Here is a 19,962-nt window from a genome sequence, read left to right as displayed (position 1 = left end):
CAGAGCGTTTCACCGTTTAACTGAAACGGCGAACCGCTCTATTTCTTTGTCCTGGTGCGATTCCGGACGCAAAACGGTTTCACACTTTTCTTGGAATTGCTCTTAGCTGTGGCGGAAATCGCCGGAGACGCCGAACACTATCAAGATCGCCGCCAAGACAATCAAAACCGATGGGCCTCCCGTCAAATTGACAATGGCTGCCCAAACACCCACGGCTCCGCCAGCAACGATGGAGCGCACAATGATGTCAAGCCATCTCGGCACCGGCCGTTCTCCCATCCTGGGATTGGTTGGGGGCAAGCATCAAGCTATCGTGGAGCAGACGGTCCACGGCCGCAAACCGGTCGGACGAAAAATGAGACAGTTCGATTTCTCGGGCGAGATCGGCTGCAAATTCGCGGAACGCCATGAGATTGATGACGGGAACACCGATCAGCACCGGCACGGAAAGTTCCAGCGCCTTGGCGATCAGGCCCCTGAAGCCACCGCCTTCGACCTCGGTCTTGCCGAATTTGCAGAGAACCAGAAGATCGGTCTTGCAGGACAACCCTGCCCCGGCGGCTTCGCAGGCGCGGAGCAGGCTGTCGGTATTCAGAACGCAGCCTCGGGCATGGGGACCCCGATCGTCGGATATGCCGTGGAGCTTACCCGAAGCGAGATCCCGCAGATGCATGTCGCATTTCACCCGATCAGGCCTCTTTTCGCTTAGCTGAACAAGGCCGGCCAATCGCATCTCCCGCTCGGCCATGACGGCAGTTGTTTCCTGCAGGAATGCCTCGAACTCCGTGCCGTCTGAATAGACGATCGCGGTGATGGGGCAGTCAGGACGAACGCCCTGCATCGGAATCTCCTTTGGTTTGATTTTGCCAGACGGCAGCGGCCCTGGATCGCCCCAATGCGCCGGAATTGAAGGCATCCGACGGCGTCGGCCATCGGAACCATTTCCGGCTCATTCTGTGGCCGCCAATGCGATGGCTGTGCGTCGCGCCGCACGGCATTGCGCCTGCGCCGAAGCTGCTGTGGGGCAGTATTGCCGGCACGGTCATGCCTCGACGTCCGGCAGCGTCTTTTCGAGAATCGCGCGCATGGCCGCAAGGCCCGGATCCTGTGCGCGGTTCATGATACCGATGAGTTGCGTCCAAAGATCGTCGGATGCGGTGTCCACGAAATTGCGTACGGCCGAGCCGACGATATCGGCCGGCGAGCGACCGGACGCATCCGCGGCGGCGGTCAGCAGCGCAGCCAAGGCCGGCTCTTCCAACGCGGCGACCATAGCCATGGCCGCTTTCGGATCCTCCAGCGAGGCGATGATATCTCCGAGCATCGCATCCGCCTCACTGCACCAGCGGCGAGGATGCGCCGTCGATGGCAATGCCGACGATGTCCGCCCGGCCGACAAGCAGCGCGACGTATTGCGCCGTCGCCTGCCGGCTGACGTGCTCGGCCAGGTAGGACGCAATGCGTTCGCGCACGTGCTCGAACGGAAGCTGGCGGCCATCGATGCGCCGCGTCAGCCGAATGAGGTGGACGCCGTAACGCGTCTCCACCGGCGAAGAAATCTCACCCGGCGCAAGATCGCCGAGAGCGGCCTCGAATTCCGGCGTCGTGTCGCCCGGCCCGATCTGGCCGAGGCTGCCGCCAACGGTTGCCGATGGACAATCCGAGCAGTCTTGCGCCAGCGCCGCGAAACGCGCGGGCGCCGCGGCCAGGCCGGATCTGAGTGACAGCGCCTTTTCACGCGCGGCGGCAAAGGCCTCCTTGTCATCGCGACGAGCCGCTATGAGAATATGATCGGCTTCAAGGAGCGGCGGCGTCACGAAGCGGCGAAGATTGTTCTCGTAGAAGCGCTGCAGCATCACCTCGTCAGCCTCGGGAACTTGGACCTCGCGCTCGATCAGGCCGCGCACCAGCGCGTCTTCGACGGTCTCCCGGCGTCCATCCTGATCGGCCTGCTGCTCGGGGGCGATACCGAGACGCCGGGCCTCCTGCAGGAGCAGCTCGCGGATGACGAGCGCGCGGGTCGCGGCACGCCAGCCCTCGCCGGGATTGCGGGCGGGAAAATTCTGCACCTCGGCGGCGATCGCCTTGCGCGATATCGCCACACCATTGACGGTCACCGGCGGCATCGCCACGCGTTCGCGGGACGGCGCCGTGTCGGGAGTCGCGGGCCGGTGTTCGTGCGGATGTTCGGACGATTTGCGCCCGGCCGAATGGTCGATGACGAGGGCGGCCATGGTCTACTCCGCAGGCTGGTGGGAAGGAATGGCGGCGGGTCGCCTCGCCGGCGCGGCGGATCGCACCACCGGCACCGGCGCGGGCGACCGGCGGGTCGACAAGCGTGTGCGCACAACCTGGTAGCCGGGACGGCCGAGATACCAGACCGGCGCGCTCCAGACATGAACCAGCCTCGTGAACGGGAAGACCAGGAAGATCGTCATGCCGAGCAGCAGATGCGCCTTGAAGATCGGATTGACGTCGGCGACATAGGCTGCGGCCGCCGGCTGCAACGTGAGAATGCCCTGCGCCCAGTTCATGAATTTCACCATCTCGTGGCCGTCCATGTGGCCGAGCGAGACGAAGATGGTCGAAAGGCCAAGCGCGAGCTGAACCCAGAGCAGCAGCAAAATCGCGATGTCGCCGGGCGCGGACGTTTTGCGGATGCGGGCATCGAACAGCCGGCGATGGGCAAGAAGCGCGATGCCGATGAAGCAGGCCACACCGGCGATGCCGCCGGCGGTGATGGCAAGACCCTGTTTGAAGCTGTGCGAAACACCGAGCGCATCGAACACCCAGATCGGTGTCAGCAGGCCGACGAAATGGCCGCCGAAGATCGCAAGGATGCCCACATGGAACAGGTTGGAGCCCCAGCGGAGCTGGCGCCGCCGCAGCAGCTGGGAGGAACCCGTCTTCCAGGTATACTGCTCGCGATCGAAGCGGATCAGACTGCCGAGCAGGAAGATCGTCAGGCAGAAATAGGGATACCAGCCAAAGAGCGCGTGGTTGATCGTGTCGGACATGGCTTGCCTCCGTCAGGCCGCATTGTTGCGCGCATCGCGATTGGCGGCGCGCATCTGGATTCTCAGCCGGTCGACGGAACAGCCGTCCGTCGCGTTTCCGGGGCCGAATGCGACGGCGGTCTCCTCCCAGGCTGCGTCGATAGCCGCCAGGTCGTCGGGCTCGTCGATTTCGGCAGCGTCCGCGACCATGGCGGGCTTGCCGGCAAGCGAGCATATGGCCGTGAACACGGCGGCATAGCCGCCGTTGCGCTTGGCGAGCCGCTCCTCCAGCAGCGAGAAGATGTGGGCGGCTTCATTGAGCAGGCCGCGCGCCTCTTCCAACGGACGAGCGGAGAGGAACTCCAGGAAGAGCGGGATGAAGTCGGGCAGTTCGTTTGCCGCGACGACAAGCCCGCCACGCCGGTAATGTTCGGCAAGGTCGACCATGGCCTGGCCGCGATCTCGGCTCTCGCCGTGGATGTGTTCGAAGAGATGCAGCGAGTGACGGCGCGTCTTGTCGAACAACTCGACGTAGCGCTCCTGCAGGTCGTAGAGATCCAGTGTGGCCAGATCGGCAAGCAAGGGCTGCAGCTGCCTGCCCGCTTCGTCCGACACCAATCCCTCGGCCGCGACCGCCGCGGCGATTTCAGGGATCGCCGCGCAAAGCTCCTCGCTCGGGTAGGAAAGCAGCGCCGAGAGCGCCTTGAAGGTTCTGTTCGAATGCGGGGCCATCACGCGATCTCCATCGGGTTTGTCGGCCGCTTTGCCTGCTTGGTGCCGAAGAGGTTCGTCTCCGAGGACCCGCCCGAGCAGCCGTTGCCGAAGGAAAAGCCGCAGGAGCCACGCAGGTCCTGCGCGTCCTCGCTCCATTCGCGGTGCGATGTCGGGATGACGAAACGATCCTCGTAATTGGCGATCGCCATCACCTTGTACATTTCGTCGATGGCCGCGCCCGTCAGGCCGACCCGCGCCGCGATCGACTCGTCGAGGCGGCCGTCGATCGTCTTTGCCCGCATATAGCTGCGCATCGCCAGCATGCGTTCGAGCGCGAGGGCCACGGGCTCCTCATTGCCCGCCGTCAGCAGGTTGGCGAGATACTGGAGCGGGATGCGCAGGCTGCGCACGTCGGGCATGTCGCCGTCGACACCCATCTTGCCTGCGGCCGCCGCCGACTGAATGGGCGAGAGCGGCGGAACGTACCAGACCATCGGCAGGGTGCGGTATTCCGGATGCAGCGGAAAGGCGATCTTCCACTCCATCGCCATCTTCCAGACCGGCGACAATTTGGCCGCCTCCAGCCAGTTGTCGGGGATCCCGTCGGCCCGGGCCTGGGCGATGACCGCCGGATCGTTCGGATCGAGGAAGACATCGAGCTGCGCCTGATAGAGGTCCTTCTCGTCGGGAGTGCTGGCCGCGGCTTCGATACGGTCGGCGTTGTAAAGGATCACGCCGAGGTAGCGGATGCGCCCGACGCAGGTTTCCGAGCAGACCGTCGGCTGCCCCGCCTCGATGCGCGGAAAGCAGAAGATGCACTTCTCCGATTTTCCCGACGACCAGTTGTAGTAGATCTTCTTGTAGGGACAGCCGGAGACGCACATGCGCCAGCCGCGGCACTTGTCCTGGTCGATCAGGACGATGCCGTCCTCCTCGCGCTTGTAGATGGCTCCTGACGGGCACACCGCAGCGCAGGCGGGGTTCAGGCAATGCTCGCACAGCCGCGGCAGATACATCATGAAGGTGTTTTCGAACTGGCCGTATATGTCCTTCTGGACGCCCTCGAAGTTCACGTCCTTCGACCGCTTCTCGAACTCGCCGCCGAGGATCTCCTCCCAGTTCGGTCCCCATTCGATCTTCTCCATCCGCTCGCCGGTGATGGCCGAGCGCGGACGGGCCGTGGGGAAAGCCTTGGATTCCTTCGCCGTGTGCAGATGCTGGTAGTCGAAGGTGAACGGCTCGTAATAGTCGTCGATCTCCGGCAAATCGGGGTTCGCGAAGATGTTGGCGAGGATGCGCCATTTGGCGCCGATCTTCGGCTCGATCTTCCCGTTCTTCTTGCGTCGCCAGCCGCCGTTCCATTTCTGCTGGTTCTCCCATTCCTTGGGATAGCCGACACCCGGCTTGGTCTCGACATTGTTGAACCATGCGTATTCGACGCCTTCCCGATTGGTCCAGACGTTCTTGCAGGTGACGGAGCAGGTGTGACACCCGATGCACTTATCGAGGTTCAGCACCATCGCGATCTGAGCGCGGATTTTCATTCTGCGGCCTCCTTCGGCGCCTGGGATGCGAGCGGTTCTTCCAGCCAATCGACATTCGCCATCTTGCGGACGACGATGAATTCATCGCGGTTGGAACCGACGGTTCCGTAGTAGTTGAAGCCGTAGGACTGCTGGGCATAGCCGCCGATCATGTGGGTGGGCTTCAGCACCGTTCGGGTGACCGAGTTGTGAATGCCGCCACGATTGCCCGTCATTTCCGATCCGGGCGTGTTCACGATCTTTTCCTGGGCATGATACATCAGCATCATGCCGGGCTTGACACGCTGGGAGACGACGGCGCGGGCCGTGAGTGCTCCGTTGGTATTGAAGACCTCGACCCAGTCGTTGTCGACGATGTCAGCGGCCTTGGCGTCGGCCTCGGAAATCCACACCACCGGACCGCCGCGATTGAGCGTCAGCATCAAGAGATTGTCTGAGTAGGTGGAGTGGATGCCCCATTTCTGGTGGGGCGTGATGAAGTTGAGGACGATCTCCTTGTTGCCGTTGGACCTGAGCCCCTTGACGGCGGAAATCGTCTTGAGGTCGACCGGCGGCTTCCACGTGACGAAACCCTCGCCGAATGCCCGCATCCAGAGGTGATCCTGGTAGAGCTGCTGGCGGCCGGTCAATGTCCGCCAGGGGATCAGTTCGTGGACATTGGTATAACCGGCGTTGTAGCAGACCTTCTCGCTTTCGATGCCGGACCATGTCGGCGAAGAGATGATCTTGCGCGGCTGCGCCTGGATATCGCGAAATCGGATCTTCTCGTCTTCCTTCGGCAAGGCAAGGTGGCCATGCTCCCGGCCGGTGATTTCCGACAGGGCTTCCCAGGCCTTGATCGCCACCTCGCCATTGGTCTCCGGCGCCAGCATCAGAATGACCTCGCCGGCGTCGATATCGGTCTCGATCTTGGGCTGGCCCTTGGCCGCGCCGCCGAGATGAATGCCGTTCAACGCGCCAAGCGCCTCGACTTCGTGCTTGGTGTTCCAGGCGATGCCTTTGCCTCCATTGCCGACTTTCGTCATCAACGGGCCAAGCGCCGTGAACTGGGCGTAGAGATTGGGATAGTCGCGAGTGACGAGCGTCACCGATGGCATCGTCCTGCCCGGAATCGGCTCGACTTCGTCCAGTTTCCAGTCCTTGACATCGAGGGCCTGGGCAATCTCGGCCGGGCTGTCATGCTGGATAGGCGAAAGAACCACATCCTGCTCGATGCCCAGAACCTCGGGCGCGACTTCGGAGAAGCTCTTGGCGAGACCCTTGTAAATCTCCCAATCGGAGCGCGCCTCCCAGGCCGGATCCACCGCCGCCGAGAGCGGATGGATGAAGGGATGCATGTCGGACGTGTTGAGGTCGTTCTTCTCGTACCAGGTGGCCGTCGGCAGCACGATGTCCGAGTAGACGCAGGTGGTCGACATACGGAAGTCGAGCGTCACCAGCAGGTCGAGCTTTCCTTGCGGCGCGGTCTCGTGCCAGACGACTTCCGTGTTGCGGACCGCTCCTTCCGGCCCGAGATCCTTGCCCATCACGCCATGCGTCGTACCCAGCAGATGCTTGAGGAAATATTCATGTCCCTTGCCCGACGAGCCGAGCAGGTTCGAACGCCAGACGAACATGTTGCGCGGCCAGTTGGCGGGATCGTCCGGGTCGTGGCAGGACAGTTCCAGCTCGCCGGATTTCAGCGCTTTGGCGACGTAATCCTTTGGCTCGAGGCCGGCGGCCTTGGCCTGGGTGGCGATCGTCAGAGGATTCTGCCTGAGCTGCGGCGCCGAGGGCAGCCAGCCCATGCGTTCGGCGCGGACATTGTAGTCGATGAAGCTCTTGTTCCAGTCCCCCTCCGGCGCCGTCGGCGACAGTATTTCCGCGGCCGTGAGCGTCTCGTAGCGCCACTGGTCGGTCTGAGCGTAGAAGAAGGAGGTCGAGTTCATGTGCCGGGGCGGCCGGTTCCAGTCGAGCGCGAACGCAAGCGGCGTCCACCCGGTCTGCGGCCGCAGCTTCTCCTGTCCGACATAGTGTGACCAGCCGCCGCCCGACTGGCCGATGGCGCCACAGAACACCAGGAGATTGATGATCCCCCGGTAAGTCATGTCCATATGGTACCAATGGTTGACGCCGGCGCCGAGGATCACCATCGAGCGGCCGTTGGTCTTTTCCGCATTGGTGGCGAACTCGCGTGCGACGGTGACGATCGCATCGCGTTTCACACCGGTGACGCGCTCCGCCCAGGCCGGCGTGAACGGCACATCGTCGTCGTAGCTGCTGGCCGTGTGATCGCCGCCAAAGCCGCGGTCGAGGCCATAATTGGCCATCATCAGATCGTGCACGGTGGCCACCGCCACCGTCGAGCCGTCGCCTAGCTTGATCCGCCGGATCGGCAGATTGCGGGTGAGGATTTCACCGTGATCGGTCGAGACGAAATGTTCGGTGGCGCGACCGCCGAAATAGGGAAAATCGACAGCCGCGATCTCGGCCTTCTTGCCGGCAAGCGTCAGCTTGAGGCGGACGTCCTGGCCCTTGCCGTCCTTCTCCTCGAGGTTCCATTTTGCATTCTCGCCCCAGCGATAGCCGATCGAGCCGCGCGGAGCCACGAGAGCGTTGGTATTGTCGTCGATCGCAACCGTCTTCCAATCCGGATTGTTGGTTTCGCCCAGGCCGCCGGCTATTTCGGAGGCGCGAAGCAGCCGTTCGGGGACGAGGCGGCCGTCGTGTTCGGTCAGGCGAACCAGAAATGGCAGGTCGGTGTATTTGCGGGCGTAGTCGTCGAAATAGGGCACCGTGCGATCGAGGTAGTATTCGCGAAGGATGACATGCCCCATCGCCAGCGCTAAGGCGGCGTCCGTTCCTTGCTTGGGGTTGAGCCAGATATCGGCAAACTTGGTCGCCTCGGCGTAATCCGGGCTGACGACAGCGCTCTTGGTGCCTTTGTAACGGACCTCGGTATAAAAGTGCGCATCGGGCGTGCGCGTCTGCGGCACGTTGGAACCCCAGACGATGATGAAGCCGGCATTGTACCAGTCGGCGCTCTCGGGAACGTCGGTCTGCTCGCCCCATGTCTGCGGGCTCGCCGGCGGCAGGTCGCAGTACCAGTCGTAGAACGACATGCACACGCCGCCCATCAGCGACAGATAGCGCGAGCCCGCCGCATAGGAGACCATCGACATGGCAGGGATCGGCGAGAAGCCGATGACGCGGTCGGGACCATGGGTCTTCACCGTATAGGCATTGGCCGCCGCGATGAGCTCGTTCACCTCGTCCCAGGTTGCGCGCACGAAGCCGCCATGGCCGCGGATCGAGATGTAGGACTGGCGCTTTTCCGCATCTGCGACGATAGAGGCCCAGGCTGCGACGGGCGGCATCTTGGCGCGGGCGGCCCGCCACAGCTTCAACAGCCGGCCGCGGATCATCGGGTATTTCACCCGGGCGCCGGAATAGAGATACCAGCTGTAGGAGGCACCGCGCGCGCAGCCGCGAGGCTCGTGGTTGGGCAGGTCGGGCCGCGTGCGCGGATAGTCGGTCTGTTGCGTCTCCCACGTGACGATGCCGCCCTTGACGTAGATCTTCCACGAGCAGGAGCCGGTGCAATTCACGCCATGAGTGGAGCGCACGATCTTGTCGTGCTGCCAGCGCTTGCGGTAGCCGTCTTCCCAGGAGCGGTCCTCATTGGTCACGATCCCGTGGCCGTCGGAGAAGGTGTCGACGGTCTTGCGGAAGAAGGTTAGCCGGTCGAGAAAATGCGACATTGCTTTGTCCCTGGTTATTCGGCTGCGGCCGTATGGGCGGCCGCGCCGCGCTTGGCGCGCTCGATGGCGTGGAGAAGGCCGCCTTTGCGGGTATAGACAGCCCAGGTGATGGCAAGGCAGCTCACATAGAACAGCAGGAACGCCCACAACGCGGCGTTCGGCGAGCCCGTGAGCGCGATCGAACTGCCGTAGCTCTTCGGGATGAAGAAGGCGCCGAAGGCGGCGATCGCCGAGGTGAAGCCGGTGATGGCGGCCGACTCCTTCTCCGCCTGCTGGCGACGCGCTTCCGCGTTGGCCTTGGGAAACAAGCGGCCCATCTCCTTGGCCATGATCACCGGGATCATTTGGAAGGTGGAGGCGTTGCCGACGCCGGTGGCGAAGAACAGAAGCAGGAAGGAAGCGAAGAAGCCCGTGAACGCGCCCGGCTGATCCTTGATGCCGATGAACCACAAGACACCCGCAACGCCCGCGATCATCACGACAAAGGCCCAGAAGGTGACGCGCGCGCCGCCATATCTGTCCGCAAGCCAGCCCGTGCCTGAACGCGATAGAGCGCCGACGAGCGGGCCGAGGAAGGCGAATTGGAGCGCGTTGACGTCCGGAAACAGCATCTTCGAAAGCAGCGGGAAGCCGGCCGAATAGCCGATGAAGGATCCGAAAGTACCGGTGTAAAGCCAGGCCATGATCCAGTTGTGACGGCGCTGGAAGATCACGGCCTGCTCGCTGAACGACGCCTTGGCCGAAGCGATGTCGTTCATCCCGAACCAGGCGTCAAAGGCCGAAAGCACGATAAATGGCACGAAAACGAAGCCGGCATTCTGCAGCCAGAGCGGCGTATCGCCGGCCGGTCCCTTGACCATGGCCGGATCGCCGCCGAGCCAGCCGAATATTCCGGTGGCGATCGCCAGCGGCACCACGAACTGGACGACGCTGACACCGAGATTGCCGAGCCCGGCGTTGAGCGCCAGCGCGTTTCCCTTCTCCGCCTTCGGGAAGAAGAAGGAGATGTTGGCCATGGAGGAAGCGAAGTTGCCGCCGCCGAAGCCGCACAGCAGCGCCAGGATCAGCAGCACGACATAGGGCGTGTCCGGGTTCTGCACCGCATAGCCGATGCCGACCGCCGGTATGACGAGCGACCAGGTCGTCAGCGTCGTCCAGAGCCTGCCGCCGAAGATCGGCACCATGAAGGAATAGAAGATGCGCAGGGTGGCCCCTGAAATCCCCGGCAGGGCGGCGAGCCAGAACAGCTGGTCGGTGGTGAAGGTGAAGCCGACCAGCGGAAGCTTGGCGACCACGACCGACCACACCTGCCAGATTGCGAAGGAAAGCAGCAGCGCCGGGATCGACAGCCACAGATTGCGCTTGGCGATGCGGCGGCCGGTTTCAGCCCAGAAGGCCTTGTCCTCCGGACGCCAGTCGGCAAGAGCGCCGCCCGTTCGGGTCTTTGCCACCGGCTCCGGCATTTGCTGCATTTCGGGGAACGGCGGCAGCTTGGCGAGGGCCTCGCCGACGGTTCCGCGCTCCATCTGGCGGATGGCCATATGCATCCACAGCAGCGCGCCCGTCACCAGCAGGAAGAGCGCCATGAAGCAGCTCGTCCAGAGGCCGGTCAGGTCGAGCAGCAAGCCGAACAGGATCGGCAGCACGAAGCCGCCGAGGCCGCCGATCATGCCGACCAGTCCGCCGACCGAACCGACATGATCGGGATAATAGACCGGGATGTGCTTGTAGACGGCGGCCTTGCCGAGCGCCATGAAGAAGCCGAGCACGAAGATCGTAACGATGAAGCCGAAAAGGCCCATCTCGATATGGAAGGATGTCGTCGTGCCGTTGACGCCGTGCACGATATAGTCGGTCGGCGGATAGGACAGCACGAAGGTCGCCGCGACCGAGACGAAGAAGGTCCAATAGAGCACGCGGCGCGCGCCGAAGCTGTCCGAGAGGTGTCCGCCATAGGCGCGGAACACGCTCGCCGGCACCGAGAAGAAGGCGGCGATCATGCCGGCCCTCTTGATGTCGAGGCCGTAGACATTGATGAGATATTGCGGCAGCCAGAGCGCGAGCGCGACGAAGGCGCCGAAGACGAAGAAATAGTAGAGCGCGAAACGCCAAATCTGGACGTTCTTCAGAGGCTCTAGCTCGAGCCAGGCGCTTTGCGGCTTGATGCCCGAGCGCCGGCGTTCGACGATGACCGGGTCATCTGCCGTGGTGAACCAAAAGATGGCGGCCATGACGACGAGAGCAGCCGCCCAGACCTGCGCCACGGCCTGCCATCCGAAGGCGACAAGCACGAAGGGGGCGAGGAATTTGGTGACCGCGGCACCAACATTGCCGGCGCCGAAGACACCGAGCGCCGTGCCTTGCCTTTGCGGCGGGAACCAGCGCGAGACATAGGCGACGCCGACCGAAAAGGAGCCGCCGGCGATGCCGACGCCGAGAGCCGCGACCAGCATCTGCGAATAGGTGTGAGCATAGGACAGCAGGAAGGTCGCGACCGCGGCCGCGAGCATGTTCGCCGTGAAGACGAACCGTCCGCCGTAGCGGTCGGTCCAGATGCCAAGCGCGACCCTAAGCAGGGAACCGGTCAGGATGGGCGTGCCGACAAGCAGACCGAACTGCGTCTCGCTGAGGCCGAGTTCCTGGCGGATGCGAATGCCGATGATGGAGAAGATGGTCCAGACCGCGAAGCAGACCGTAAATGCGGCCGTGCTTGCCCCTAATATTTGACCGGACTTCGGATTCAAAGCCGTCTGCATTGGCGGGTGTCTCCTTGGAGGCGGAGCAATGAAATTCATGCCGGATTGAATTGCTTCATTGGCTGGTTGCGGCATTGATCAGGATCAATCCTGGCGACGATTTCCCAGTCACGAGGCGGTCGGGTTGCTTGAAGTCCTCGACGAGCCTGTAGTGGAGCAGATGTCAGGTTCGTAATCGGACGGCGGTCGGAATTCACGCGGCGAAGCCTAGGCCGAGAAAGACGCCTCCTCTTTGCGCTGGCACAAAGACATCTCGCCTTGCGATGGCACCCGCCGTGGCGGGGTGGCTCCTGCTTTTCTGGATCTGGTAGGCTATTTCGCTCCGGCGCCGAAAAGAGGCCCGCGATAGGCCGCCAGAAACAGGCCAAACGCGACAATCCACAAAGCGCCCGAAAGGCTTGCCAGCAGGCCGAAATAGCCAGGCAGCGCTTCGATCAGCAGGCGTGACAGACAGCAGGCAGTCATCGCCGCGAGTGCTCCGGTCGCAGGCGTCGAGGGCGTGAAGGCGAGCCGGCTATGCTTGCGGATCATGCTCGCCATGATGGCCAGCGCCATCGTTCCGGTGGCGCCGATGGTCCACGCGTGAAGAGCGGTCGCCTGCTTCACCGTTGCAGGCGCGAAGATATGGATGGCCAGCAATCCAAAACCGACGACGATCCAGCCGTAGCCAATGTGAAGGCCAAGCACCGTCGACGACGACAGGCTGCGCCAGCCTTTCCATTGCGCGGCACGGATCGCTTGGCTGAGAGCGGCGAGAACGCAGGCAATGCCGGTGAGTTGCGCCTCCGGCGCGACAACCCACGAACAAAGCGCAGAAATTGTCATCAGCGCTGCCGCGTGCTCGCTGAAAACAGAGCAGCTGAGAATGATCTGAGCGCCGGCACTCTCGACATAGGCAACGGTCAACGCCGGCACGACCCGCCCTGCGATGATGATGACGAGGCTGACGATCGAAACGAGCGCCAGTCTCAGCGCAAGTTCGACGTGGTAGGAGGCCGCAACGAGTCCGTTGCTGCCGCAAAAAACGGCCAGGAGAAGCAGTATCTTGATATTGCGACGATCCCGGCTACCGATCACTGCTCTGGCCGCGATCGACAACAGTGCAAGCATCCAGACGGCCGGAAACGCAAGCCCGAGCGACGGCAACCGCAGCAGGAAGGCGACACGGCTGCAGGCCCACAAGAGAACGAGCAGATGTGTCGTGCGCGGCGACGTCACGCTATGTCCCGTCCAGCGCGGCAGCGCGGTCAGCAGGAAGCCGGTCAGCACTGCCGGTACCATCCCGAACAGAAGCATGTCGCGATGCCAGTCACCGGCAGAGATTCCTGCCGAGCCGTAGGCTTGCAGCCCGAACGCCGACGGCAACCAGCCACTGCCACCGAGGACGGCATCGACAACAGCCACGAGAAAGAACGGACGGAACGGCAAGTGCACCGGTCTTGTCTTGAACGCCCTGAAATTGCCGTCGGCGCCCATGCGACCCGTCCTGCGGAATCTTCTCCGGCGTCGCCCGCCATTGGACGGACCGGCAGAAGGACACGTATGGCACAATAGGTGCGAGGATCGGTTTGGTGTTTGCTCCAGCGCAAACATCTCTCAGAAGCATCGACTATCTTGAGGATTGTCCTTGAAGCAGCTCAGCGATCTGGTTCCGGCATGGGACGTGTCTCGATCTTCTCGGCCAGGCTGCTCAGGGCGCAGGTCAACTGCACAGCGACTCCAGGCAGGCCTGTCTGCGGCGGGAGAAGAAGATGACGAAGTACGGCCTTCCCGAAAACAGCGCCGCGGAAATGGCGATCACCGCTGCCCGGCTGGCAGGGCTGATCGACGAGGCGGGGTTGGACTGCCGGTGCCGCTCCAAGCTTGACGAGACGTTGTCCCGCTTCGCCCGTTTGGAGATAGGGCCGGCGGCCCGCGGGCACCTCACCAACGCGCGCCGTCAACGCGCGCATATCGAGACCATTTTATTGTTCTTGCAGGATCTCGACGAGATAGGCGAGGCCGAACGGGACATCAGTGTCTACCAGGACTTCGCCCTTCTCTTTGACGATATCGCGGCGATCGCGATGGATGGCGCGCTTTCGATGCGACAGCTCGGTCAATTTGCCGCTCTCATTGCAATTGTGCGATAATTGAGACCTAGAACCGGCCGGTCATTGAGCCGGTTTTCTCTTGCCGATTTCGATCAGCCATTCCGGTGGCCCAATCTCGAGACAAACCCAGTCGAGGTCGCCGGCGAAAGACGACTCGAGCTGACGCTTCAATCGGCGGGGATCGAAGTCCAGGATCACCGAGAATGCCTGGCCAGGCTCGAGGCTGTCGAACATCGACATGACGGCCCCCTGTTTCCTTGCCGTATGAAGTCGCCTTACATCATATGGCTCGCCTTGCTGCTCCTCATTGCAATTCGCAGGGGTCTTCCCTCCCATTGGCGGCTCCATCAAAACAACTGGCGGGTTGCGACATTCTTTTCGCCCCACCTGGTCAGCTTGTCGCCGGGGTCAACGCCGGCCCAGTTGACCAGTCGTGCCGCCATCTCGACAAGCATCGCCTCGATCGAAGCCGGCTTGACGTAGAACGGCGGCACCGGCGGCGCGATGATCGCTCCCATCCGCGTCAATCTCAGCATCGCCTCCAGATGCCCTTCATGCAGAGGCGCCTCACGCGGCACGACCACCAGCCGGCGCCGCTCCTTCAGGACGACGTCGGCGGCCCTGGTCAGAAGATTGTCGCCCAGGCCGTGCGCCATCGCCGCAAGGGTTCGCATCGAGCAAGGCACGACGATCATGCCGTCCGTCCTGAAGGAGCCGCTGGCAATGGGTGCTGCCATGTCCTGATGGGAGTGGGTGTGATTGGCGAGTGAGGCAAGCTGCGCCAATCCGTCGGCGCCGAGTTCGTAAGCAATGGTCATGCGCGCGCTCTTCGAGGTGACAAGATGCGTTTCCACCCCACCTCTGACCAGTTGGCGTATGGTCTCGAGGGCCAGCACCGAGCCTGATGCGCCGGTAACCCCCACTATGATCCGTTTCGTCATTTCTGCACCGAAGCGGCTGCCAGCGGGAAAAGCTCATCCCAGCGCTCGGAGACCCTTCCAACGATGTGAGACGACATCTTCAGCTCCTTCCCCCACTCACGGGACGTTTCGGACCCGATCTTGCGCGTCGCGTCGAATCCGATTTTTCCGCCGAGCCCTTCCAGCGGCGACGCGAAGTCCAGAGTGTCTATAGGGGTTCGATCCAGCGTCATCAGGTCGCGCGAGAAATCCGTGCGCGTGGCGACCGCCCACATCACGTCCGACCATGACCGGATGTCGATGTCGTCGTCTACCACGACGACCATCTTGGTCATCGAGAACTGCGGCAGCAGCGACCAGAACCCCATCATCACCCGCCGCGCCTGTCCGGCATATTTCTTGGCGATCGATATGACCGCAATCCGGTAGGAGCAGGCCTCCGGCGGCAGCCAGACGTCGAGTATTTCCGGCATTTGCTGGCACAGCAGCGGCTTGAAGACGTCGAGCAGCGCCTCGGCGAGGACGGACGGCTCGTCTGGCGCGCGCCCGGTGAACGTCGTGAGATAATTTGCGCCGTCCCTCACGCGAATCCGCTTGAGCTTGAAGACGGGAAAATGCTCCGCGCCGTTATAGTATCCGGTGTGGTCGCCGAAGGGACCTTCCTGCGCTGTTTCGTTGGGCGAGACGGTTCCCTCGATCACGATCTCGGCGCTGGCGGGGACATGGAGCTCGATGCTCTTGCATGGCGATAGTGCAACCCGTCGGTCGTTGATCAATCCGGACAGCGACAGTTCCGATACGCCTTCGGGCGCCGGCATCACCGCCGCTATCAAGGTCGCGGGGTCCGCGCCGATGACCACGGCAACGGGCATCTCAAGCCCCCTCGCCTGCCACATGCGGTGGTGGGCCGCGCCGCCTCGCATGGGCAGCCACCTTACGATCGCCCGATCCCGGGCAATGACTGCATCCGGTATACGCCCAGATTGTATCTGCCGGGGTCACCGTCGCCCGGTGGCCGGGTGACGACCACGGGCCAGGTGATGAGGGGACCGGCGTCGTCCGGCCAGCAGGTCTGGACGGGAAGGATCGCGAAATCCGGTTCGGCATCCTTCCATAGTCTTGATGGCGATACGATCTTCGGGCGCGCCGCCAACGCGCCGCGCGCTACGGAGAAAATCTGGCGGGCCTGGCGCAAGTTCTGCGGAACCTGGGGGGACCTCATCCACGCCAGCAGAGCGCCGAGCGTTTCCAACCCGCGAACGTCCGTGCCCAGCCCCCAGGCGACACGCTCCCGCGTCCCAAAGATATTTGCCACGACCGGAAAGGACGAACCCACTCCCTGGCCGTCCGTAGGCATGGTGATGCGCAACGCCGGTCCTCGCGCCGCGATCACCCTTCTATGTATCTCCGTCAGCTCGAATCGCATCGATACCGGGGCGCTGATTTGTCGAAGCTGGCCCTTCCCGTCCAGATAGGAAACAAAGGAGCCGAGATCGCAGAACTGGGGAAGAAGGCGATAATGCATGGCGAAATCCGGCACGACCGGTCCGTCGGCGACGCCGTTCTCTCACGGCGGCCGCTCGAAAACATTGCGCTAGGTCAAAGAACGGGCCGTTTGCGCGCTGTACTTTGAGTCCAACGGTTTCGCTCGCCTGAAGGGCTGACCGATATATCGAGGCAGTGTCGGGAAGACGTTCAGATGGCCAGCAACCTAGTCAACGACGCGCTTGAAGCATGCCGGTCGGCGATCGCCGGTCTGAGGGACCGCAGGCGGAACAGGGTAGCCAGAAGGGATTTTTGGGCGCTCGGAACAGACGAGTGCATGGGCCTGCTTGAGGACATTGGGATGTCGCCCAGCGAGTTCGAGGACGCCATGCATCTGCCCTATGCCGCGAAGGATTTCCTTACACTGGCGATGCGTTCAGTTGGGATCGATCCCGACAATTTTCATACTCTGGAATTCGCGCATGATCAGTTCATGTCCCGAACCTGTATCACATGTCCCCATCGCCGAAGATGCCACAGCCATCTTGAGGCCTTCGATTTCGAAAGCCACTATCGCGAGTTCTGCCCCAACAAGGATAATTTTTCGAAGCTGCTCAGGCAGCGAATGCGGTCTCTGGATGGCCGTAAACCTTCATGATCGAATGTGAAACGGGCAGCTCTTAAATATGACGCAGCACAATGCCGGGCCAATCCTGCCGCGATTTGTCCGCCGCCTGTTTCCTACAGTCGCAGGGCTGCCGCTCGGGCCATTGCTGACATTGTCGTTGCGCTCGCTCGCCAGGCGACGTCCCGGCCTTTTCGAGCGCCTGGGCGAATCCCGGTCGGCCTGCTTCGGTATCGATCCCGTCGACCTCGCATTCGCGTTCTGCGTGGTCCCGGACGGACAACGATCCAGCGTCCGTGTCGTAAGCAAGGATGAGGCTGCTCGATCGGACGTGCAGATCAAAGGGCCGCTTCTGACCTTGTTGGGCCTGCTTGACGGCACATTGGACGGCGATGCGATGTTCTTCAGCCGCGTGATCTCGATAAGCGGGCGCACGGAAGCCGTGCTTGCCTTGAGGAACACGATAGAGGATGCCGAGCTTCGCCCGGCGGACCTGCTCGGGCTGCACGGCACCTTGGCCCGCTGCGTCGACAAGGGTGTCCTCGGCGCCTTGGGCGTCGCACGGCGATTGGCCCACAACAGCCCTAGCGAGGCGCAGCAAGCATGAAGGCACGCATGGAACTGGTCTGTCCGGCGGGAACGCCTGCTACGTTGAGGGCAGCCGTCCAGGCGGGTGCGGACGCGGTTTATTGTGGATTTCGCGATGAAACCAACGCCCGCAATTTTCCCGGGCTCAATTTCTCCCCGAACGAGCTCGCCGAAGGTGTGCGCTTCGCCCACGACCACGGCAGCAAGGTTCTGGTCGCGATCAATACCTTTGCGCGCGTCGACGATGTCGACATCTGGAAGAAGGCTGCGGACGCAGCGGTCAAAAGCGGCGCGGATGCCATCATAGCCGCGGACTTCGCCGTGCTCGACCATGTGGCACGGAATCACAAGCAGATCCGCCTTCACCTGTCGGTGCAGGCTGCCGCGGCAACGCCCGAAGCGATCGGCTTCTATGCGGCTCATTTCGGCATCCGCCGCGTGGTGCTTCCAAGAATCCTTTCGCTCCAGGAGATAGCGGCGCTGAACCGTGCGATCGGCGTGGAAACCGAAGCCTTCGTTTTCGGCGGCCTTTGCGTGATGATCGAAGGGCGCTGCTATCTCTCGTCATACGCGACGGGAAAATCGCCCAACCTCAACGGCGTCTGCTCGCCGCCCGAGATGGTGAGCTATGACGAAGAGCCGAGCGGCACGACGGCGCGGCTGTCCGGCTTCACCATCGACCGGTACGCGCGCGGCCAGCCGGTGGGTTATCCCACTCTGTGCAAAGGCAAATTCAAAGCCGGGGGCAAGACGTCCCATCTGTTTGAGGATCCCGTCAGCCTGAATGCCGGCGGCATGATCGCGGGCTTGAAGGCGGCCGGCGTGACTGCGTTGAAGATCGAGGGACGCCAGCGCGGCAAGGGCTATGTCAGCGAGGTCGTGCGCGCCTTCAGGAAAGCCGTCGACGCGGTCGAACAGGGCGGCGACGCTGTCGATATCGACCGGCTTCTCGCCGGCCAGTCGGAAGGGGCTCGGCAGACGGCCGGCGCTTACGAGAAGAAATGGAGATAGCCGGTGTCCCAAATCGCCCCGACGGAAATCGCCCTGCCGGAAATCGCCCCGCCTGAAATCGCTTTGACGCTTGGACCCGTCTTCTTCCATTGGTCCGCCGACCGTCTCCTGGATTTTTACCGCAGGATCGCGGACGAGGCCCCGATCGAGCGGGTTCACGTCGGCGAAGTCGTCTGCGGAAAACGCATGCCGTTTTCCGATCCTGTGTGGCCGGCGGTCATCGAACGGCTGGAGCGCGGAGGCAAACAGGTGGTGCTATCCACACTGGCCGCGCCGGCAACCGTCCGGGAGCGCAAAGGCCTCGAAGACATTTGCGGAGACGAGCGGCTGGTCGAGATCAACGATGTTTCGGGCCTGCCGTCACGCTCCGGCAAAATCTTCGTCACAGGTCCGTTCCTGAACGTCTATAACGAGGCTTCCGCGAGATTCCTAATCCAGCTCGGCGCGCGGACAATCTGCCCGCCCGTGGAATTGTCGTTTGCGGCGATCGGCGCCATGTCCCTGAAATGTCCCGAGGCCGAGTTCGAGATTTTCGCCTTCGGCCGGCTGCCGCTCGCTCTTTCCGGACGCTGCTATCATGCGCGGATCCATGGCCTTCACAAGGATTCGTGCCAGTTCACATGCGAAAGGGATCCCGACGGTCTCGCGGTCGACACGCTCGACGACCAGCAGTTCCTCGCCGTCAACGGCGTGCAAACCCTTTCCAATCAGGTTCAGGCTTTCTGCCCCGCGCCCGACGCGCTTGCCTCGAAGGCAATCAGGCGTCTTCGCTTGTCCCCGCAGGCATGCGACATGGTGGAGGCGGCGAGGATTTATAGAAGACTTGCCGACGGCAGGGACGAGCCCGAAGATGCCCGCTTCTCCCTTTCATGCCTCGATCTGCCGGGAACCCTGGTCGACGGATACGCCTATGCCAAGCCCGGCTGGCAGGTAACCGTGACGGCCTGACGGCGATGACCCGGATCGCGATCGTGACGATATCCGACCGTGCAAGCCGCGGCGAGTACGAGGATCTTGGCGGACCGGCAATCGAGCGCTGGCTTCGCCGTGTCCTGGCGGAGCCCTGCGAATTCGTCCGCCGCATCGTCCCCGACGGCCTGGAGAGTGTCCGTGACGCGCTGATCGAGCTTTGCGACCAGGCAGGCGCCGACCTGATCCTGACAACCGGCGGAACCGGCCCCTCGCCAAGGGACCTCACTCCGGAAGCCATGCGGCAGGTCATCGCCAAGGAGTTGCCCGGTTTCGGCGAGCTCATGCGGCAGGCCAGCCTGCAGCATGTGCGCACGGCCATCCTTTCGCGTCAAACCGCAGGCGTGCGCGGTCGTTCGCTGATCATAAACCTGCCCGGAAAACCTGCCTCCATCGACGTGTGCCTCAGCGCCGTCTTCCCTGCCGTGCCCTACTGCCTCGAGCTGATCGGCGCGGGCTCGATCGCGGTGCATTCCCCCATCCTTGAGCAGCGTGACTGAGCTGTTGGAGCAATTCCGGAC

17 protein-coding genes and 1 pseudogene are annotated in these 19,962 nt (G+C 62.9%); 6 read left to right on the top strand and 12 right to left on the bottom strand.

What is annotated here, in order from left to right:
• Positions 1-247: 247 nt before the first annotated feature.
• From FJ425_RS15870 to FJ425_RS15830, 9 genes are all read right to left on the bottom strand, one after another.
• Positions 248-841 (bottom strand): DUF2478 domain-containing protein, encoded by a 594-nt coding sequence (locus FJ425_RS15870; RefSeq protein ID WP_181164923.1) that lies wholly within the window; start codon positions 839-841, stop codon positions 248-250.
• Between the two features lie 201 nt (positions 842-1,042).
• Positions 1,043-1,324: a hypothetical protein gene (locus FJ425_RS15865; RefSeq protein ID WP_140632096.1), complete on the bottom strand. Its 282-nt coding sequence runs from the start codon at positions 1,322-1,324 to the stop codon at positions 1,043-1,045.
• Positions 1,325-1,334: 10 nt separating this feature from the next.
• Complete coding sequence (locus FJ425_RS15860; protein WP_140632099.1) at positions 1,335-2,234, bottom strand: peptidylprolyl isomerase; 900 nt, start codon at positions 2,232-2,234, stop codon at positions 1,335-1,337.
• 3 nt (positions 2,235-2,237) lie between these two features.
• A complete protein-coding gene (gene narI / locus FJ425_RS15855) occupies positions 2,238-3,017 on the bottom strand; it encodes a respiratory nitrate reductase subunit gamma (protein ID WP_140632103.1) in 780 nt (259 codons plus the stop codon).
• 12 nt (positions 3,018-3,029) lie between these two features.
• Complete coding sequence (narJ, locus tag FJ425_RS15850) at positions 3,030-3,728, bottom strand: nitrate reductase molybdenum cofactor assembly chaperone (protein ID WP_140632106.1); 699 nt, start codon at positions 3,726-3,728, stop codon at positions 3,030-3,032.
• Positions 3,728-5,254 (bottom strand): nitrate reductase subunit beta, encoded by a 1,527-nt coding sequence (gene narH / locus FJ425_RS15845; RefSeq protein WP_140632108.1) that lies wholly within the window; start codon positions 5,252-5,254, stop codon positions 3,728-3,730. Before narH ends, narJ begins: the two co-directional genes overlap by 1 nt.
• Complete coding sequence (locus tag FJ425_RS15840) at positions 5,251-8,994, bottom strand: nitrate reductase subunit alpha (protein WP_140724761.1); 3,744 nt, start codon at positions 8,992-8,994, stop codon at positions 5,251-5,253. The genes narH and FJ425_RS15840 overlap by 4 nt, the downstream gene beginning before the upstream one ends.
• A gap of 14 nt (positions 8,995-9,008) precedes the next feature.
• Positions 9,009-11,750 carry an MFS transporter gene (locus FJ425_RS15835; RefSeq protein ID WP_140724758.1) on the bottom strand — a complete coding sequence of 914 codons (2,742 nt, stop codon included), beginning with the start codon at positions 11,748-11,750 and terminating at the stop codon, positions 9,009-9,011.
• A 312-nt stretch (positions 11,751-12,062) separates the two neighbouring features.
• Positions 12,063-13,226, bottom strand: coding sequence for an NnrS family protein (locus FJ425_RS15830; protein ID WP_140724755.1), 1,164 nt, complete (start codon positions 13,224-13,226; stop codon positions 12,063-12,065).
• Positions 13,227-13,501: 275 nt separating this feature from the next.
• On the opposite strand from FJ425_RS15830, the gene FJ425_RS15825 reads away from it, so the two are divergent.
• Complete coding sequence (locus tag FJ425_RS15825) at positions 13,502-13,882, top strand: hypothetical protein (RefSeq protein WP_140724752.1); 381 nt, start codon at positions 13,502-13,504, stop codon at positions 13,880-13,882.
• A 21-nt stretch (positions 13,883-13,903) separates the two neighbouring features.
• Here the strand turns inward: FJ425_RS15825 and FJ425_RS15820 are convergent, their stop codons facing one another.
• From FJ425_RS15820 to FJ425_RS15810, 3 genes and pseudogenes are all read right to left on the bottom strand, one after another.
• Complete coding sequence (locus FJ425_RS15820) at positions 13,904-14,179, bottom strand: DUF2249 domain-containing protein (RefSeq protein WP_181175932.1); 276 nt, start codon at positions 14,177-14,179, stop codon at positions 13,904-13,906.
• Positions 14,180-14,190: 11 nt separating this feature from the next.
• Complete coding sequence (locus FJ425_RS15815) at positions 14,191-14,784, bottom strand: UbiX family flavin prenyltransferase (protein WP_140541818.1); 594 nt, start codon at positions 14,782-14,784, stop codon at positions 14,191-14,193.
• Positions 14,781-16,189 (bottom strand): annotated as a pseudogene (locus tag FJ425_RS15810) (UbiD family decarboxylase). The gene FJ425_RS15815 and the pseudogene FJ425_RS15810 overlap by 4 nt, the downstream one beginning before the upstream one ends.
• Positions 16,190-16,462: 273 nt before the next feature.
• On the opposite strand from FJ425_RS15810, the gene FJ425_RS15805 reads away from it, so the two are divergent.
• From FJ425_RS15805 to mog, 5 genes are all read left to right on the top strand, one after another.
• Positions 16,463-16,906 carry a hypothetical protein gene (locus FJ425_RS15805; protein ID WP_140724746.1) on the top strand — a complete coding sequence of 148 codons (444 nt, stop codon included), beginning with the start codon at positions 16,463-16,465 and terminating at the stop codon, positions 16,904-16,906.
• Between the two features lie 127 nt (positions 16,907-17,033).
• Positions 17,034-17,480 (top strand): SCP2 sterol-binding domain-containing protein, encoded by a 447-nt coding sequence (locus FJ425_RS15800; protein ID WP_246677950.1) that lies wholly within the window; start codon positions 17,034-17,036, stop codon positions 17,478-17,480.
• A gap of 8 nt (positions 17,481-17,488) precedes the next feature.
• Entirely contained in the window at positions 17,489-18,472 is a 984-nt protein-coding gene (locus FJ425_RS15795; RefSeq protein ID WP_140724867.1) for a peptidase U32 family protein, read from the top strand.
• 3 nt (positions 18,473-18,475) lie between these two features.
• On the top strand, positions 18,476-19,420 hold the full coding sequence (locus FJ425_RS15790) for a U32 family peptidase (RefSeq protein WP_246677949.1): 945 nt from the start codon (positions 18,476-18,478) through the stop codon (positions 19,418-19,420).
• A gap of 5 nt (positions 19,421-19,425) precedes the next feature.
• Complete coding sequence (mog, locus tag FJ425_RS15785; RefSeq protein ID WP_140724740.1) at positions 19,426-19,941, top strand: molybdopterin adenylyltransferase; 516 nt, start codon at positions 19,426-19,428, stop codon at positions 19,939-19,941.
• Positions 19,942-19,962: the final 21 nt, after the last annotated feature.

The sequence above is a fragment of the Mesorhizobium sp. B2-7-2 genome (assembly GCF_006440775.1).
Lineage (GTDB): Bacteria > Pseudomonadota > Alphaproteobacteria > Rhizobiales > Rhizobiaceae > Mesorhizobium.
Note: the sequence above shows the minus strand (reverse complement) of the source record. Positions and strands in the feature narration are given on the sequence as shown.

Excerpts from the sequence above, each read along its gene's own strand:
- FJ425_RS15870 (WP_181164923.1), bottom strand. The coding sequence starts at position 841 with ATGCAGGGCGTTCGTCCTGACTGCCCCATCACCGCGATCGTCTATTCA.
- FJ425_RS15865 (WP_140632096.1), bottom strand. The coding sequence starts at position 1,324 with ATGCTCGGAGATATCATCGCCTCGCTGGAGGATCCGAAAGCGGCCATG.
- FJ425_RS15860 (WP_140632099.1), bottom strand. The coding sequence starts at position 2,234 with ATGGCCGCCCTCGTCATCGACCATTCGGCCGGGCGCAAATCGTCCGAA.
- narI (WP_140632103.1), bottom strand. The coding sequence starts at position 3,017 with ATGTCCGACACGATCAACCACGCGCTCTTTGGCTGGTATCCCTATTTC.
- narJ (WP_140632106.1), bottom strand. The coding sequence starts at position 3,728 with ATGGCCCCGCATTCGAACAGAACCTTCAAGGCGCTCTCGGCGCTGCTT.
- narH (WP_140632108.1), bottom strand. The coding sequence starts at position 5,254 with ATGAAAATCCGCGCTCAGATCGCGATGGTGCTGAACCTCGATAAGTGC.
- FJ425_RS15840 (WP_140724761.1), bottom strand. The coding sequence starts at position 8,994 with ATGTCGCATTTTCTCGACCGGCTAACCTTCTTCCGCAAGACCGTCGAC.
- FJ425_RS15835 (WP_140724758.1), bottom strand. The coding sequence starts at position 11,750 with ATGCAGACGGCTTTGAATCCGAAGTCCGGTCAAATATTAGGGGCAAGC.
- FJ425_RS15830 (WP_140724755.1), bottom strand. The coding sequence starts at position 13,226 with ATGGGCGCCGACGGCAATTTCAGGGCGTTCAAGACAAGACCGGTGCAC.
- FJ425_RS15825 (WP_140724752.1), top strand. The coding sequence starts at position 13,502 with ATGACGAAGTACGGCCTTCCCGAAAACAGCGCCGCGGAAATGGCGATC.
- FJ425_RS15820 (WP_181175932.1), bottom strand. The coding sequence starts at position 14,179 with ATGGGAGGGAAGACCCCTGCGAATTGCAATGAGGAGCAGCAAGGCGAG.
- FJ425_RS15815 (WP_140541818.1), bottom strand. The coding sequence starts at position 14,784 with ATGACGAAACGGATCATAGTGGGGGTTACCGGCGCATCAGGCTCGGTG.
- FJ425_RS15805 (WP_140724746.1), top strand. The coding sequence starts at position 16,463 with ATGGCCAGCAACCTAGTCAACGACGCGCTTGAAGCATGCCGGTCGGCG.
- FJ425_RS15795 (WP_140724867.1), top strand. The coding sequence starts at position 17,489 with ATGGAACTGGTCTGTCCGGCGGGAACGCCTGCTACGTTGAGGGCAGCC.
- mog (WP_140724740.1), top strand. The coding sequence starts at position 19,426 with ATGACCCGGATCGCGATCGTGACGATATCCGACCGTGCAAGCCGCGGC.